Below are 14,940 nucleotides of genomic sequence, written 5' to 3'. Positions count from 1 at the left end.
CCCCACCGCAACCGCTGGACGCCCTACCTGTTCCTCGCGCCCGGCCTGGTGATGGTGGCCCTGTTCAGCCTCTGGCCCTTCGTCAACACCGTCATCCTCTCCTTCACCGACGCGCAGATCCTGCGCGGTGGCGGCTTCGTCGGCTTCGACAACTACACCCGTGCCTTCGCCGACCCCGACTTCTGGGTCGCCACCGGCAACAGCGTGCTGTACCTCGTGGTCGTCGTGCCGTGCCTGGTCCTCCTGCCGCTGGCCCTCGCGGTCCTCGTACAGAGGAAGATCCCCGGCATCGGCTTCTTCCGCTCCGCCTTCTACACCCCGGTGATCGCCTCGGCCGTCGTCGTCGGTCTGATCTGGCAGTGGGTGCTGCGCAGCGACGGCCTCGTCAACACCGTCTTCCAGAAGCTCGGCATCGTCTCCGAGCCGATCCCGTTCCTGACCGACAGCACGATGCTGCTCGTCTCCGCGATGATCGTGACCGTGTGGAAGGGCCTGGGCTACTACATGGTTTTCTACCTGGCGGCCCTCGGGAACGTCTCGCCCTCCCTCTACGAGGCCGCGGCGCTCGACGGCGCCGGCACCCTGCGCCGCTTCTTCAGCATCACCGTCCCCCAGGTGAAGCCGATGATGCTGCTGGTCGGCACCCTCTCCGCCATCTCGGCGCTCCGCGTCTTCACCGAGATCTACATCCTCGGCGGCGAGAGCGGCGGCCCCGGCGGCGGCGCGCGCACGCTGCCCTTCCTGATCCGCCAGGTCGGCCTCGGCTTCTCCGGCGAGACCGGGTACGCCTCCGCCGTGTCCATCCTGCTGTTCCTCCTGACGCTGGTCTTCAGCCTGCTCGGCCGGCACCTGTCGAAGGGGGACGAGGGTTGAGCGCCGACCGCAGACGCCGCCGGATCGGCCTGGCCGGCCGGTACCTGACCCTGACCCTGATGCTCGTGGTGATGCTCGGGCCGATCGTCTGGCAGTTCCTGACGTCGATCCGCGGCCGGGGCGAGAACGTGTACGAAGGCGTGCTGCCCTCGCAGCCGACCCTGGACAACTACCTCCGGGTCGCGGAGTCCTTCCCGCTGGTGCAGTACGTGGGCAACACGCTGATCGTCGCGGCCCTCGCCGTCACCTCCAACATGCTGTTCGCGGCGATGGGCGGCTACGCCCTGTCCCGGGCGGGCTGGAAGGGCCGCAAGACGGTCTTCACGGTGCTCGTGGCGACGCTGATGTTCCCCTTCGAGTCGGTGATGATCTCGATGTTCCTGACGGTCCGGGAGATGGGCCTGGTCGACACCCTCATCGGGGTCTGGCTGCCCGGCGCGGTCTCCGTCCTCAACATCATGATCATGCGGGCGGCCTTCCTCGCCGTGCCGACGGAGGTCGAGGAGGCCGCGGTGCTGGACGGGGCGGGCGAGTGGACCCGCTTCACCCGGGTCTTCCTCCCCGCGGCGAAGGGCGCGCTGGCCGTCGTCTGCATCACCAGCTTCATGGGCGCCTGGGACGACTTCCTCTGGCCGCTGCTGATCCTGACCGACAGCGACAACTACACCCTTCAGCTGGGCCTGAAGACCCTGGCCGGCGCCACGACCGTCAACGACCAGCGGCTCATCGCCGCCGGCGCGATGGCGGCGCTCGTCCCCATGATGCTCCTCTTCTTCGCCCTCCAGCGTTTCTTCTTCAAGGGCGTGGGCGAGGGAGCCGTCAAGACCTGAGCCCGAGCAGAACCCTCCGACCCGCCCCTTCCCTCCCCAGGAGCAGCCGTCATGCACGACGACCGCAGCATCACCGAACACCGCCTCCGCCGGGTCCTCAAGGAGCGCATCAAGCCCGCCGTCCGCTCCCGCTCGGTCCCGCTGGCCGTCGAGCGCTGGGAGGCCCCGGGCGAGCCCGTCCCCGTCGCCGAAGGCCTGGCCGCCCCGTACGGGCCCTGCGCGATCGGCGACGCCTGGGGCCCGGCCTGGGGCACCACCTGGTTCCGGGTCACCGGCACCGTCCCGGCCGCCTGGGCGGGCCGTACGGTCGAGGCCGTACTCGACCTCGGCTTCGACCGGATGATGCCCGGCTTCCAGTGCGAGGGCCTGGTCCACCGGGCCGACGGCGGGGAGATCAAGGCGCTCAACCCGTACAACGACTGGGTGCGCGTCGCCGAGTCCGCGGCGGGCGGCGAACGGATCGAGTGGTACGTGGAGGCCGCTTCCAACCCGGTGCTGGTCGACCACAGCGCCACGTACGAGGGCGACAGCCGGACGTGCGGCGACCAGCCCCTGTACCGGATCGCCCGCATGGACCTGGCCGTCTTCGAGACCGAGGTGTGGGAGCTCGTACAGGACCTCGAAGTCCTCTACGAGCTGATGACGCAGCTCGCGGAGGGCGACGCCCGCCGGTACGGGATCCTGCGCGCCATCGACTCCGCGCTGGACGAGGTGGACCTCGGCGACGTCCCCGGCACGGCCGCCGCCGCCCGCGCGCGGCTCGCGGGGGTGCTCGCCGCCCCGGCCAACGCCTCCGCACACCGGATCAGCGCCGTCGGCCACGCGCACATCGACTCCGCCTGGCTGTGGCCGCTGCGCGAGACCGTGCGCAAGGTCGCCCGTACCGCATCGAACATGGTCGCCCTGATGGACGAGCACCCCGAGTTCGTGTTCGCCATGTCGCAGGCACAGCAGCTCGACTGGATCAAGACCCACCGGCCCGAGCTCTTCGAGCGGGTGAAGAAGAAGGTCGCCGACGGGCAGTTCGTGCCGGTCGGCGGAATGTGGGTGGAGTCGGACACCAACATGGTCGGCGGCGAGGCGATGGTCCGCCAGTTCCTCTACGGCAAGAAGTTCTTCCTCGACGAGTTCGGCATCGAGACGAAGAACGTCTGGCTGCCCGACTCCTTCGGCTACACCGCGGCGATGCCGCAGATCGTGAAGCTGTCCGGGTCCACGTGGTTCCTGACCCAGAAGATCTGCTGGTCCCAGGTCAACAAGTTCCCGCACCACACCTTCTGGTGGGAGGGCATCGACGGCACCCGTGTCTTCACGCACTTCCCGCCCGTCGACACCTACAACTCCGACCTCGGCGGCGCCCAGATGGCGCACGCGGCCCACAACTACCAGGAGAAGGGCCGTGGTTCACGCTCCCTGGTCCCCTTCGGCTGGGGCGACGGCGGCGGCGGCCCCACCCGCGAGCAGCTCGCCCGCGCGAAGCGGCAGCGGAACCTCGAAGGCTCCCCGCGCATCGAGATCGAGCGCCCCGACGCCTTCTTCGAGAAGGCCCGCGCGGAGTACGGGGACGCGCCCGTCTGGGCCGGGGAGCTGTACCTGGAGCTGCACCGCGGCACGTACACCTCCCAGGCCAAGACCAAGCAGGGCAACCGGCACAGCGAGTCGCTGCTGCGCGAGGCCGAGCTCTGGGCGGCGACGGCCGCGGTGCGGGTGCCGGGGTACGCGTACCCGTACGAGGACCTGGAGCGGATCTGGAAGACCGTGCTCCTGCACCAGTTCCACGACATCCTGCCGGGTTCCTCCATCGCCTGGGTGCACCGGGAGGCGCGCGCGACCTACGCATCGGTACGGGCGGAACTGCTCGGGATCGTCCTGGCCGCGCAGCTCGCGCTGGCGGGGGAGGGCGAGGAGCAGCTGGTCTTCAACGGCGCCCCGCACACCCGGCGCGGTGTCCCGGCCGGCGGCGCGGGACGGCCGGACGCGGCCGGTCAGCCCGTCACCGTCGAGGAGCGGCACGGCGGCGGACACGTACTCGCCAACGGGCGGCTGGTGGTGGAGATCGACGGGCGGGGCCTGATCGTCTCCGCCTACGACCTCGAAGGCCGCCGGGAGTCGGTCGCGCCGGGGGCGGCGGCCAACCTCCTCCAGATCCACCCCGACTTCCCGAACATGTGGGACGCGTGGGACGTCGACGCCTTCTACCGCAACAAGGTCACCGACCTGGCCGAGGCGGACTCGCTGGAGGTGACGGAGGCCGATCCGTCGTCCGCCACGGTCCGGGTGACCCGGTCCTTCGGCTCCTCCGCGGTGTCGCAGGCGATCACCCTGCGGGCCGGGGCCAAGACGGTGGACATCGTCACGGACGTGGACTGGCGGGAGACGGAGAAGTTCCTCAAGGCGGCCTTCCCCTTGGACGTGAAGGCCGAACGGACCGCGTCCGAGACGCAGTTCGGGCACGTGTACCGGGCCACCCACACCAACACCTCGTGGGAGGCGGCCAAGTTCGAGATCTGCGCCCATCGCTGGATCCACGCGGAGGAGCCCGGCTGGGGCGTGGCCCTGCTCAACGACTCCACGTACGGGTACGACGTCACCCGGGACGTGCGGCCGGACGGCGGCCAGACCACGACGGTACGGCTGTCGCTCCTGCGGGCCCCGCGCTACCCCGACCCGGAGACCGACCAGGGCGCCCACACCCTGCGCTTCTCGCTCGCCCCGGGCGCGGACATCGGCGACGCGGTCCGCGAGGGCCACGCGCTGAACCTGCCCGAACGGGGCCTGACGGGCGCGGGCCCGGTCGCCCCGCTGGTCTCGGTGGACGAGGACGCGGTGGTGGTAGAGGCGGTGAAGCTGGCCGAGGACCGCAGCGGCGACGTGATCGTCCGCCTCTACGAGTCCCGCGGCGGCCGTGCGAACGCCACCCTGGCGGCGGGCTTCCCGGTCTCGGCGGTGATCGAGAGCGACCTCCTGGAGCGCCCCCTGCCCCGCTCGGCGGCAGCCCCGCCCACCCCGGACGGCACCATCGCCCTCACCCTGCGCCCCTTCCAGATCCTCACCCTCCGCCTCCACCGCGCCTGACCCCTTCCCGCGCCCGCGCCCGGCTCCGGCCCCCGCCCGGGAGCCGGGGCCGGGCGAGGTCGCGGCCCGGGGTCATGACTTGAGGAAGGGGAGTACGGCGGCGAGGAACTCCGTCGGGGCGGCCGCGTGGACCAGGTGGCCGGCCGGGATGGTCAGGGTGCGGGCGCCCGGGATGCGGCGGGCCAGTTCGGCGAGGCCGTCCTGCGGGACGTGGCTGGTGGGGCCGCCCGCCACGACCAGGGTCGGGGCCGTGATGCGGGCGAGTCCCGCGAGCCAGGAGGGGTCGGGGCGGTCCAGCTCGGGGCGGACCGCGAGCACCATCGCCCAGTCGAAGTCCAGGTCGCCCTCGGGGCGGACCGGGGGGTGGGGTTCGCGGGGGAGGGGGGCCGGTACGTCCTCCAGGACCAGGCGGGCGATGCGGTGCGGCTGCCGCTGCGCGACCAGGTGCGCGACGACCCCGCCCATGGAGTGCCCGATCAGGTCCACCCGGTCGAGGCCGAGGGCGTCGAGGAAGCCGAGGACGTCGTCCCGCATGAGGGTGAGCGAGTACTCCGCGGTCCGCTCGCTCCCGCCGTGGCCGCGCAGGTCCAGCGCGTACACCCGGTGCTCCCGGGCGAGTCCGTCCCGTACGGGGGCCCAGTGCCCGGCGGTTTCGCCCAGCGCGGGCAGCAGGAGCAGCGGCTCGCCGTCCTCGGGGCCGGCGACCCGGTAGGCCAGCCGGATGCCGTTCGACGTCGTCAGGGTGTGGTGTGCGGTCATCCGGCAGACGCTACGGGGAGCCGCACCGGGCCGTGGAGGCGCCCGGTGCGCGGGACGGGGGGCGTGAACTCCGCCACAGGTCCCGGCCCGCCGGGCCCGTGGTCCCGGGAAATGCGGCCGGGGACCGGCCGAACCCGGTTTTGCACCTAGTTGCAAAACCGGCGCGGGCTCGCTAGAACAGGTTCATCACCCCCGCGCGAGAGGCATGCCCCCATGAGCCCGCAGAGTTCCCAGAGCCGGTACCCGCACCTGCTGAGCCCCCTGGACCTCGGCTTCACCACCCTGCCGAACCGCGTGATCATGGGCTCGATGCACACCGGCCTCGAAGAGCACGAGGGCGGCTTCGAGCGCCTCGCCGCCTTCTACGCCGAGCGCGCCCGCGGCGGCGCGGGCCTCATCGTCACCGGCGGCATAGCCCCGAACGACGCGGGCCGGCCCTTCGAGGGCGGTTCGCGCCTGACCACCGAGGACGAGGCCGCCGAGCACCGGGTGATCACCGAGGCCGTGCACGCCGAGGGTGGGAAGATCGCCATGCAGATCCTCCACTTCGGCCGCTACGCCTACCACAAGGACCTGGTCGCCCCCAGCGCGCTGCAGGCCCCCATCAGCCCCTTCGTCCCGAACGAGCTCACCGACATCGAGGTCGAGCGCACCGTCGAGGACTTCGTCCGCGCCGCCCGCCTCGCCAAGCTCGCCGGCTACGACGGCGTCGAGATCATGGGCTCCGAGGGCTACCTGATCAACGAGTTCATCGCCGCCGCGACCAACAAGCGCACCGACCGCTGGGGCGGGGCGTACGAGAACCGCGTGCGCTTCCCGCTGGAGATCGTCCGGCGCACCCGCGCGGCCGTCGGCGAGGACTTCATCCTCATCTACCGCCTCTCGATGCTCGACCTGATCCCCGGCGGATCCACCCTCGACGAGGTCGTCCACCTCGCCAAGGAGATCGAGGCGGCCGGCGCCACCATCATCAACACCGGCATCGGCTGGCACGAGGCCCGCATCCCCACCATCGCCACCTCCGTCCCGCGCGGCGCCTACACCTGGGTCACCAAGCGGCTGATGGGCGCGGTCTCCGTCCCCCTCGTCACCAGCAACCGCATCAACACCCCGGAGATCGCCGAGGAGCTGCTCGCCGACGGGCGCGCCGACCTGGTGTCGCTGGCCCGCCCCTTCCTCGCCGACGCCGACTTCGTCGCCAAGGCCGCCGAAGGCCGTCCCGAGGCCATCAACACCTGCATCGGCTGCAACCAGGCCTGCCTCGACCACACCTTCAGCGGCAAGATCACCACCTGCCTGGTCAATCCGCGCGCCTGCCACGAGACCGAACTCAACCTGTCCGCGACGAAGCTGAAGAAGCGCGTCGCCGTCGTCGGGGCCGGCCCGGCCGGACTCTCCTGCGCCGTCTCCGCCGCCGAGCGCGGCCACGCCGTCACCCTCTACGAGGCCTCCGGCCACATCGGCGGACAGCTCGACATCGCCCGCCGCATCCCCGGCAAGGAGGAGTTCGAGGAGACCATCCGCTACTACGGCAACCAGCTCGTCGAACGCGGTGTCGAGGTCCGCCTGAACACCCGCGCCGACGTGGAGGCCCTGCGCGGCTACGACGAGGTCGTCGTCGCCACCGGAGTCACCCCCCGCACCCCCGACATCGAGGGCGTGGACCACCCGAACGTGGTCAGCTACCTCGACGTGCTGCGCGACGGCGCCCCCGTCGGCCGGCGCGTCGCCGTCGTCGGCGCCGGCGGCATCGGCTTCGACGTCGCGGAGTACCTCACCGACAGCGGCGAGGGCGCCTCCCAGGACCCCGAGGTCTACTTCCGCCACTGGGGCGTCGACACCTCGTACACCGGCCCCGGCGGTCTCGCCGCCCCGGAGCGGCCCGCGCCCCCGCGCCAGGTCCACCTGCTCCAGCGCAAGGCCACCAAGGTCGGCGCCGGCCTGGGCACCACCACGGGCTGGATCCACCGGGCGGAGCTCAAGCACCGCGGTGTCGTCTCGGTCGCAGGAGCGACGTACGACCGCATCGACGACGAGGGCCTGCACATCACGGTGGACGGCGAACAGCGCCTGGTGCCCGCCGACACGGTGGTGCTGTGCACCGGCCAGGAGCCGCGCCGCGACCTGTACGAGGCGCTGCGCGCCGCGGGTCTGGAGCCGCACCTGATCGGCGGCGCCGACGTGGCCGCGGAACTGGACGCCAAGCGGGCCATCCGACAGGGCACGGAGCTGGCCGCCGGCCTCTGACCCGCCAGGAGCCGGGGGAGGGTTCGACGAGCGACGAGCGACGAGCCACGAGCCCTCCACCGGCCCGCCCGAAGGTGTTGTGGCGGTCCGGTCCGGGCCGCCACAATCGGCGGGTGACCCTGACACCGGCAGACGCAGAACTGATCCTCGGCGAGAACTTCGCCCCCTGGGTGCTCGCCCTCGGCCTGACCGTCCGGGAGACCGGCGAACGGCACGCCGTGCTGCGGCTGCCGTGGTCCGACGAACTGGCCCGGGACGGCGGCGGCCTGTCCGGCCAGGCGCTGATGGCCGCCGCCGACACCGCCACCGTCATCGCGATCTCCGCCGCGCGCGGCGGGTACGGGCCGATGACCACCGTGCAGCAGTCCACCAGCTTCCAGCGGCCCGTGGTCGGCGCCGACGTGCTGATCGACGTACGCGTCACCAAGCTGGGCAAGCGGATGGCCTTCGCGGACGTCACCATGACCCCCGAGGGCGAGCGGGAGCCCGCCGCCAAGGCCTCCACGGTCTACGCCCTGCTCGGCTGAGCGCGGCCGCCGGGCTCCGCACCCGGCGCGCCGCGGCACGCGAGGACGAGGACGCCCCCGCCTCCGGCCGCCGGGTCGAGGCGGGCGTAGAAGCGGAGGCGTCCTGGCCCGCGGGTGTCGCGGGCCCTACCGGGTCAGAAGCGCGACGCCCCGACCGGGAAGCGCTGCGGCACCGGCGAGGTCAGGGGAGCGCGGCGCTCCGAGCCGGCCGGCGGGGTCTGGCAGGTGATGTCCCGCTCCGGCAGCCGGCCCGTCGTGAGGTACGAGTTGACCGGGGCGTTGGCGCAGGAAGTGGCGTCGGCCAGGTACACGCCGTGGCCCTCGCCACCCATGGCCAGCACCATCCGCGAGCCCTTGAGCGCGCGGTGCATGTCCTGGCCGCTGACCAGCGGGGTCTGCGAGTCCCACTCGTTCTGCACGGTCAGCACGCCGGCCTTCGTCCGCATCGGCGTCGCCGACTCGACCGGCCGGTCCCAGAAGGCGCAGGGCTTGATGTTGGAGGCGAAGTCCCCGTACAGCGGGTACTTGGCCTTGTCCTTGACGGCGTCCCGCTCGTACTGCTCGGCGTACCTGGGCCAGGCGCCCGTGTCCCCGCACAGCACGGACCAGAAGGCGGCGGTGCCGTTGTCCGGGGCCGGGTCGGCGGCGAACGCCGACGCCGCCTTCGTGGACCTGGCGGCTCCCGCGACGCGGGCGGACTGCGAGAACTGCTTCAGGTCCGGCAGGGCGGATGCCGTCGGCTTGCCGTCGGCCGCGTCCTTGAGCAGCTTGATGACGGGCGCGGCCTGCGCGGGATAGAAGAACAGCGCCCGCGCGGTCCGGATGTCGTCGCCCGTGATCTTCTGCCCGTCGAGGACGATCGGGTCCTTGTCGGCGCGCGCCACGAGCGCCCAGAAGGTGTCGGACACCGCCTTCGGAGTGTCGCCGAGCTGGTACTCGCCCGCGCGCTCGGCCGTCCACTGCGTCCACCGCGCGAAGGCCGGCTCGGCCTCCGTCGCCCACACCTGGATCATGCCGCGCCAGACCCGGTCGGGGTCGACGCCGCTGTCGAGGACGAAGCGGTCGGTACGGTTCGGGAAGAGCTGCGTGTACACCGCGCCGAGGTACGTCCCGTACGAGTAGCCCACGTACGAGATCTTCCGCTCGCCCAGGGCCGCACGGATCGAGTCCATGTCGCGCGCCGTGTTGCGGGTGGTGATGTACGGGAGGACCGAGCCGGACTTCTCCCGGCACTTCTCCGCGACCGTGCGGGCCCAGGCCACGTCCGAGGGGAAGGTCTCCGGCCGGTACGGGCGGTCGAAGGCCTGCTCGGCGTCGCTCAGACCGCAGGTGACGGGACTGCTCGCACCGACCCCGCGGGGGTCGAAGCCGATGAGGTCGTACTGGTCCCGTACGTCCTTGGGCATCGCCTCGTTCATCATCAGCGGGAGGTCGAGACCCGAACCGCCCGGCCCGCCCGGATTGAGCAGCATGACCCCGTGCCGCTTGGCCGGGTTCTCGCTCTTGATCCGGGATATCGCGATGTCGAGCTTGCGTCCCTCGGGGCGCCGGTAGTCGAGCGGCACCTTGATGGTCGCGCACTCGTACGAGGCCGGCTGTTCGGGGCTGCAGCGGGCCCAGGCCGGCTTCTGGGGGGAGTGGTCCGGGGCGGGGGCGGCGGACGCCGGAGCCGCGGACAGCAAGGGGAGGGACATCGCGATGGCGCCGGCAGCGGCGATCAGCGGTGCGAAGCGTTTCATGCGCAAGGGGAGCCGTTCCTTTCCGTGAAGTCGGTTCCCCGCCAACCCTGTTACACCGGAGCCCTGGGCGAATCATCCCGAAGGGTCAGGCCGTGTGCTCCTCACGAAGGAGCTCAAATCCGGACAACTGGCCGACACGCCCGGGAAGTTCGGCCCCACTGAGGGAGCCGACCCGTCGGGCCGCGCACCGTACCAGCCCTTCGAGGGGTTGCCCGGATGTTTGTCCAATCGTGATGGTCCTTCAACACCGGTACCACAACTGGCACTAGCGTCCCTTGGCACCCGGGAGTGCGGGTGCGGACGGCGCGATCACCGGAGTCTGCGGCCCCGCGGCCCTCCCGGCCCCCGTAGCAAGGAGGCACAGTGCTGTCATTCCGCCGGTCGACCGTCGGAGGCATGTCGCTCGCTTCGCGGTACGTGATGGGCACGGGCATCGTCATCGGAGCCCTCGCCTTCACGCTGATCGCGTTGCTGATACCCGTGCAGAAGTTCGGCGGCCGGTCCGCGGCCGCCGCCACCCCGGTCGGCGACGACGACGGTGCCGGGGTCCTGAGCACGGCCTTCGGCCCGCTCACCCCCCAGGACCGGGACTTCGTCCGCAAGGTGCGGCTCGCCGGGCTGTGGGAGCTGCCCGCGGGCCGACAGGCCCAGCAGCGCGGTACGCGCCCATCGGTCCGCACCGCAGGGATGCACCTCGTCGAGGGGCACGCCGAACTGGACCGACGGGTCATCGAAGTGGGCCAGGCCCTCGGCGTCGACCTGCCCAACCAGCCCACCGCCCAGCAGCAGGGCTGGCTCGACCAGCTCGACCGGGCCCAGGGCGCCCAGTACGAACGGCTCTTCATCCAGCTGCTGCGCCGCGCACACGGCAAGGTCTTCGCGCTCGTGGCCCAAGTGCGCGCGCAGACGCGCAACTCCATGGTCCGGGCCCTGGCCACCGACGCCAACGCCACGGTCCTGGACCACATCACCGTCCTGGAGGACAGCGGGCTCGTCGACTTCGACGGCCTCGCCGACGCCTCGCCGGCACCCTCCACCGTTTCCCGACCGACGAAGTGAAGTGATCGCATGAGTCAAAAGGGCCACAAACGCCGCCTCCGACCGTCACACAAGGCCCTCGCCGTGGTGTCCGCCCTGGTCCTGGGCGGCGGCGGAGTGGTGATCGTCGCGCAGGGCGCCTCCGCGGGCCAGGACTCCCGCCGGGCGCCGGTGACCGCGACCATCGACTGCCCCGACGTGGGCGACCGGCTCCGCGAGGTCCCCGACCAGGCCCGCGCCGAGGTCGACGAGAACCTCGCCGAGCTGGACAGCCAGGTCGCCGACGCGTACGGCAAGCTCGCCTCGGGCAAGGCCCGGGGCGAAGTCCTGCTCGGCGAGTTGAAGGAGCAGCGGACGACGACGATATCCGGGGTGTCCGACGCGATCGGGAAGTCGGCCGCCCGCCCGGAAGGACTGGAGGAGCTCAGCGCCTGCACGATGCAGCAGGCCCCGGCCGCCGACCCGGCCGACGAGCCGGCGGCCCCGGACGAGGCCCAGGACCAGCCCCAGAGCGGGGCCCAGAACGGGGCCCAGAGCGACGCGCAGGGCTTCGCCGCCAAGGGCGGCGGCACCGGCAGCAAGGCCGGCGGCCCGGCCCGCAGCGACTTCGTCGCCATCGGAACCGTCAAACCCAACGTGCGCACCCCGGCCCGCCGGGCGGGCGCCTCCACCGGATCCTTCGCCGTGCAGTGCGGCCGCAACGAGAACCGCCACCTCAACCCCGACAACGTTATCGTCGCGCCCGGTGTCAGCAACGGCGCCCACCACATGCACGACTACGTCGGCAACAAGGCCACGGACGCCTTCTCCACCAACAACAGCCTCGCCGCCGCCGGCACCACCTGCACCAACGGCGACCAGTCCACCTACTACTGGCCCGTACTGCGCCTGCGCGACGGCCGGGCGGAAGCGGACGCCAAGGCGCCGGGCGGCGGCCAGGACGCGAACGTCGGCACGATCCTGCGCCCGAAGCAGGTGACGATCGAGTTCAAGGGGAGCGCGGTCAGCCGGGTCGCAGCCATGCCCCGGTTCCTGCGGATCATCACCGGCGACGCGAAGGCGCTCACCAACGGCACGGCCAACGCCAACGCCTCCTGGAGCTGCACCGGCTTCGAGAACCGCCAGCTGAAGGACAAGTACCCGATCTGCCCCAAGGGCAGCGACGTCGTGCGCACCTTCAACTTCCAGAGCTGCTGGGACGGCAAGAACGCCGACAGCGCCAACCACCGCACCCACGTGGCCTTCGCGGGCCGCGACGGATCCTGCCCGAAGGGCTTCAAGGCCATCCCGCAGCTGGTGCAGCGGATCACCTACGGGGTGAGCCCCGGCGCGCGGTTCGCCGTGGACAGCTTCCCCGAGCAGCTCCACAAACCGGTCACCGACCACGGCGACTTCATCAACGTCATGTCGGACGGCCTGATGTCCAACGCGGTGCGCTGCATCAACGGCGGGCGCGCCTGCCGCTAGACCCGCCGGAGCCCGGGGCCGGCGCGACCTCCCCTTCCCCCTCCCGCGTCGCCCCGAGAGAGCGGTGCCGGTCCGAAGCCGACTTCGGACCGGCACCGCACCTTGCCGTCGCCCGAAGGGGCCCGCGGGCCCTGGAACACATGAGGAGTGTCATGTCCGGCTCTCGTCACACCAAGGCCGCTCCGGGACGCGAGGGCGGGTACGAGACCCCGCCCGGCGACCGGGACCTCATCCTGCGCCTGAGGCGGTCCTACGCGTCCGGCGCGGCGGACCCCGGCGTCTGCGACCTCCTGTACCGGCGCCACAGCGCCGCCGCCCTCGCCTGCGCGCGGGCCTGCTGCCGCGCACCGCAGGACGCCGAGGACCTGGTCTCGGAGGCCTTCATCCGTACCCTCCAGGCCGTCCGGTCCGGCGCCGGGCCCCGCGAGCACTGGCGCCCGTACCTCCTGGCGGTGGTCCGCCACACGGCGATCGAGTGGCGGGCCGGCGACGGGCGGACCGTGCTGACGCCCGACGTGGAATCCTGGTGCCGGCCGGCCCCCTCCGACGGGGATCCGCAGCGCGAGCTGCTCGACAGCGAGGACCGCCGGCTCGTCGCACGCTCCTTCCACACCCTGCCCGAGCGCTGGAAGGCCGTCCTGTGGCACACCCTCGTCGAGGACGACTGCCGGCATCCCGTCGCGCTGCTGCTGGGCATCACCCCGAGCGCGGTGACCTCGCTGGCCTTCCGCGCGCGCGAGGGGCTGCGCGAGGCCTACCTGAACGCCCACCTCGACACCGCGGCCGATGACCGCTGCCGCCACTACAGCTCCGTACTCGGGGCGGCCGTCCGGCGCCGCGGGGCGCCGCGCGGGCGGGGGCTCAGCCGCCACCTGGCCGCGTGCCGGTCCTGCTCCCGGGCGTACGCCGAGCTGCTCGACCTCAACGCCGCGCTGCGCGCGGGCGCTTCGGCCGTACTCGTCGGCCCGTAGCGAGGACGGGCGGTCCCCGGCCCCCCGCGCCGCTGGGGCGGGGGCCGGGGACCGCCCGGTGGGGGACTCGCCGGTTCCTGGCGGGCGGGCCTAGAGGCCGTTGACGCGGGCCATGCGCCCCATGCCCAGCTGCGGCCGGAAGTCCGTCGTCACCGGGCGCGGCCGGCGGCTCACCCGGGAGTTCTGGCGCCGTACCTGCGCCATGAGGCGGCGGCTGCGCAGGGCCATCTCCAGCTCGAAGCGCGTCCGGGGATCGCGCAGCCCGGGCCCGAAGAGCTTCTCCAGCTGCCGCATGCGGTAGCGCACCGTCTGCGGGTGCACGCTCAGGGCCTTGGCCGCCTCGGGCGCGCCACCGCCCTCCAGCCAGGCGAGGAGCGTCACTTCGAGCCGTTCGCTCTGGCGCGGGGTCAGGTCCGCGAGCGGCCGCAGCCAGCGTGCCGCCAGCGCGTGCGCCAGGGGCTCGTCCTGGAGCAGCAACAGCGTCGAGAGGTGGTCGTCGACGAAGACGGCCCGGGCGTCCAGGCCGGCCCGGGTGGGGGTGAGGGACAGCAGCCGCAGTGCCCAGCGCAGTGAGGAGGCGGTGTCGCGGAGGGCGACCGTGTGGCCGACGGCGGCGGACCGGCCGCGCAGCGCGGCCTCCAGAGCGGTACGGGCCTCCGGGTCCTGGTCCGGGACGAGCAGGCAGGGCTGGCCGCCGACCATGCCGACGAGGCCGTCGTCCAGGGCGGCCGCCAGCTGCTGGGCCTCGCCGGGGGTGGCGAGGGCGATGGCCCGTACTGCCGAGGGGAGGGGCCAGCCGGCCGCCGTGGCGAGTTCCGCAAGGGCAATGTCAGACATGGCCATGTCACCCGTAAGGGCGGCGAAGAGCTCGCGTCGGGCGCGCTCGGGCCCCGGCCCCAGGCCCTGCGGGGGGACGACGGTCAAGGGGGGCAGCGCGCGCACCCTGTGGCGCTCCCGGTGATCCAGGGCCGAGTCCGGCTCCCGGGCGTGTTCCTCCCCGAGGGCTCCGTCCCCGACCAGGTCCCCGTCCCTGACCAGGTCCCCGTCCTCGCCCGGGCCGCGGTCGCCGCCCAGGCCGCAGTCCTCGGCCAGGCCGTGCTGCGGGTCGGCCCGACGGCCGCGGTCCGCCGGTTCGCGGTAGCCCAGGGAGGTGAGCAGTCCCGCCTCGACCCGCTGTCTGACCACGTCCTCGCCGACGTCCTCGATCAGCTCGGCGAATCCGGGGATCCCCTCCCGGAGTTCGTCCACTATCCCGGCGGCCAGCGCGGGCAGCTCCCTTCGCAGGACCCGGGTCCACTCGCCCCGCGGGCGGGACCAGATGCGGTTCAGAAGTTCGCACATTGTTACCTCGTTCATGCCGGGGTACGGCCCGCCCCGTGGAAGGGTGACCAGCCTGCCGAGACCGCCACCCTCC

Annotated in this window: 11 protein-coding genes; 8 read left to right on the top strand and 3 right to left on the bottom strand. The window is 72.5% G+C overall.

Features of this window, described 5'->3' with window-relative positions; genetic code table 11:
- Window positions 1–51 precede the first annotated feature (51 nt).
- Genes AB0M99_RS17850 through AB0M99_RS17840 form a run of 3 tightly spaced genes read left to right on the top strand, consistent with a single transcriptional unit; the run spans window position 52 to window position 4,778 of the window.
- A complete protein-coding gene (locus tag AB0M99_RS17850) occupies window positions 52–873 on the top strand; it encodes a sugar ABC transporter permease (RefSeq protein ID WP_365921513.1) in 822 nt (273 codons plus the stop codon).
- Window positions 870–1,703 (top strand): carbohydrate ABC transporter permease, encoded by an 834-nt coding sequence (locus AB0M99_RS17845; RefSeq protein WP_365921361.1) that lies wholly within the window; start codon window positions 870–872, stop codon window positions 1,701–1,703. Before AB0M99_RS17850 ends, AB0M99_RS17845 begins: the two co-directional genes overlap by 4 nt.
- 51 nt (window positions 1,704–1,754) lie before the next feature.
- Window positions 1,755–4,778 carry a glycoside hydrolase family 38 C-terminal domain-containing protein gene (locus tag AB0M99_RS17840; protein ID WP_365921359.1) on the top strand — a complete coding sequence of 1,008 codons (3,024 nt, stop codon included), beginning with the start codon at window positions 1,755–1,757 and terminating at the stop codon, window positions 4,776–4,778.
- 72 nt (window positions 4,779–4,850) lie between these two features.
- Here AB0M99_RS17840 and AB0M99_RS17835 read toward each other — a convergent pair whose 3' ends face one another.
- Window positions 4,851–5,537 (bottom strand): alpha/beta fold hydrolase, encoded by a 687-nt coding sequence (locus AB0M99_RS17835; RefSeq protein WP_365921357.1) that lies wholly within the window; start codon window positions 5,535–5,537, stop codon window positions 4,851–4,853.
- 213 nt (window positions 5,538–5,750) lie between these two features.
- Here AB0M99_RS17835 and AB0M99_RS17830 point away from each other — a divergent pair, with 213 nt between their 5' ends.
- The gene (locus tag AB0M99_RS17830; protein ID WP_365921355.1) at window positions 5,751–7,784 is read left to right on the top strand and encodes an NADPH-dependent 2,4-dienoyl-CoA reductase; all 2,034 of its coding nucleotides are present in this window, start codon (window positions 5,751–5,753) and stop codon (window positions 7,782–7,784) included.
- 113 nt (window positions 7,785–7,897) lie between these two features.
- Window positions 7,898–8,311 carry a PaaI family thioesterase gene (locus AB0M99_RS17825; RefSeq protein ID WP_365921353.1) on the top strand — a complete coding sequence of 138 codons (414 nt, stop codon included), beginning with the start codon at window positions 7,898–7,900 and terminating at the stop codon, window positions 8,309–8,311.
- A 134-nt stretch (window positions 8,312–8,445) separates the two neighbouring features.
- On the opposite strand, the gene AB0M99_RS17820 is transcribed toward AB0M99_RS17825, so the two are convergent.
- A complete protein-coding gene (locus tag AB0M99_RS17820) occupies window positions 8,446–10,050 on the bottom strand; it encodes an alpha/beta hydrolase (RefSeq protein WP_365921511.1) in 1,605 nt (534 codons plus the stop codon).
- Window positions 10,051–10,446: 396 nt separating this feature from the next.
- Here AB0M99_RS17820 and AB0M99_RS17815 point away from each other — a divergent pair, with 396 nt between their 5' ends.
- From AB0M99_RS17815 to AB0M99_RS17805, 3 genes are all read left to right on the top strand, one after another.
- The gene (locus AB0M99_RS17815; protein WP_365921351.1) at window positions 10,447–11,109 is read left to right on the top strand and encodes a DUF4142 domain-containing protein; all 663 of its coding nucleotides are present in this window, start codon (window positions 10,447–10,449) and stop codon (window positions 11,107–11,109) included.
- Window positions 11,110–11,118: 9 nt separating this feature from the next.
- The gene (locus AB0M99_RS17810) at window positions 11,119–12,555 is read left to right on the top strand and encodes a DUF1996 domain-containing protein (RefSeq protein ID WP_365921349.1); all 1,437 of its coding nucleotides are present in this window, start codon (window positions 11,119–11,121) and stop codon (window positions 12,553–12,555) included.
- Window positions 12,556–12,707: 152 nt separating this feature from the next.
- A complete protein-coding gene (locus tag AB0M99_RS17805) occupies window positions 12,708–13,526 on the top strand; it encodes a sigma-70 family RNA polymerase sigma factor (protein ID WP_365921347.1) in 819 nt (272 codons plus the stop codon).
- Between the two features lie 90 nt (window positions 13,527–13,616).
- Here the strand turns inward: AB0M99_RS17805 and AB0M99_RS17800 are convergent, their stop codons facing one another.
- Complete coding sequence (locus AB0M99_RS17800) at window positions 13,617–14,882, bottom strand: helix-turn-helix domain-containing protein (RefSeq protein ID WP_365921345.1); 1,266 nt, start codon at window positions 14,880–14,882, stop codon at window positions 13,617–13,619.
- Window positions 14,883–14,940 lie beyond the last annotated feature (58 nt).

Origin of the sequence: Streptomyces sp. NPDC051183 (assembly GCF_040682455.1) — a bacterium.
Classification (GTDB): Bacteria; Actinomycetota; Actinomycetes; order Streptomycetales; family Streptomycetaceae; genus Streptomyces.
The sequence above is the reverse complement of the archived record's forward strand: the minus strand, read 5'-3'. Positions and strand labels throughout refer to the sequence as shown.

What these genes read in the sequence shown, in the direction of transcription:
- AB0M99_RS17805 (WP_365921347.1), top strand. Translation starts at nt 12,708, where the DNA reads ATGTCCGGCTCTCGTCACACCAAGGCCGCTCCGGGACGCGAGGGCGGG.
- AB0M99_RS17830 (WP_365921355.1), top strand. Translation starts at nt 5,751, where the DNA reads ATGAGCCCGCAGAGTTCCCAGAGCCGGTACCCGCACCTGCTGAGCCCC.
- AB0M99_RS17820 (WP_365921511.1), bottom strand. Translation starts at nt 10,050, where the DNA reads ATGAAACGCTTCGCACCGCTGATCGCCGCTGCCGGCGCCATCGCGATG.
- AB0M99_RS17835 (WP_365921357.1), bottom strand. Translation starts at nt 5,537, where the DNA reads ATGACCGCACACCACACCCTGACGACGTCGAACGGCATCCGGCTGGCC.
- AB0M99_RS17840 (WP_365921359.1), top strand. Translation starts at nt 1,755, where the DNA reads ATGCACGACGACCGCAGCATCACCGAACACCGCCTCCGCCGGGTCCTC.
- AB0M99_RS17850 (WP_365921513.1), top strand. Translation starts at nt 52, where the DNA reads ATGGTGGCCCTGTTCAGCCTCTGGCCCTTCGTCAACACCGTCATCCTC.
- AB0M99_RS17815 (WP_365921351.1), top strand. Translation starts at nt 10,447, where the DNA reads ATGTCGCTCGCTTCGCGGTACGTGATGGGCACGGGCATCGTCATCGGA.
- AB0M99_RS17800 (WP_365921345.1), bottom strand. Translation starts at nt 14,882, where the DNA reads ATGAACGAGGTAACAATGTGCGAACTTCTGAACCGCATCTGGTCCCGC.
- AB0M99_RS17810 (WP_365921349.1), top strand. Translation starts at nt 11,119, where the DNA reads ATGAGTCAAAAGGGCCACAAACGCCGCCTCCGACCGTCACACAAGGCC.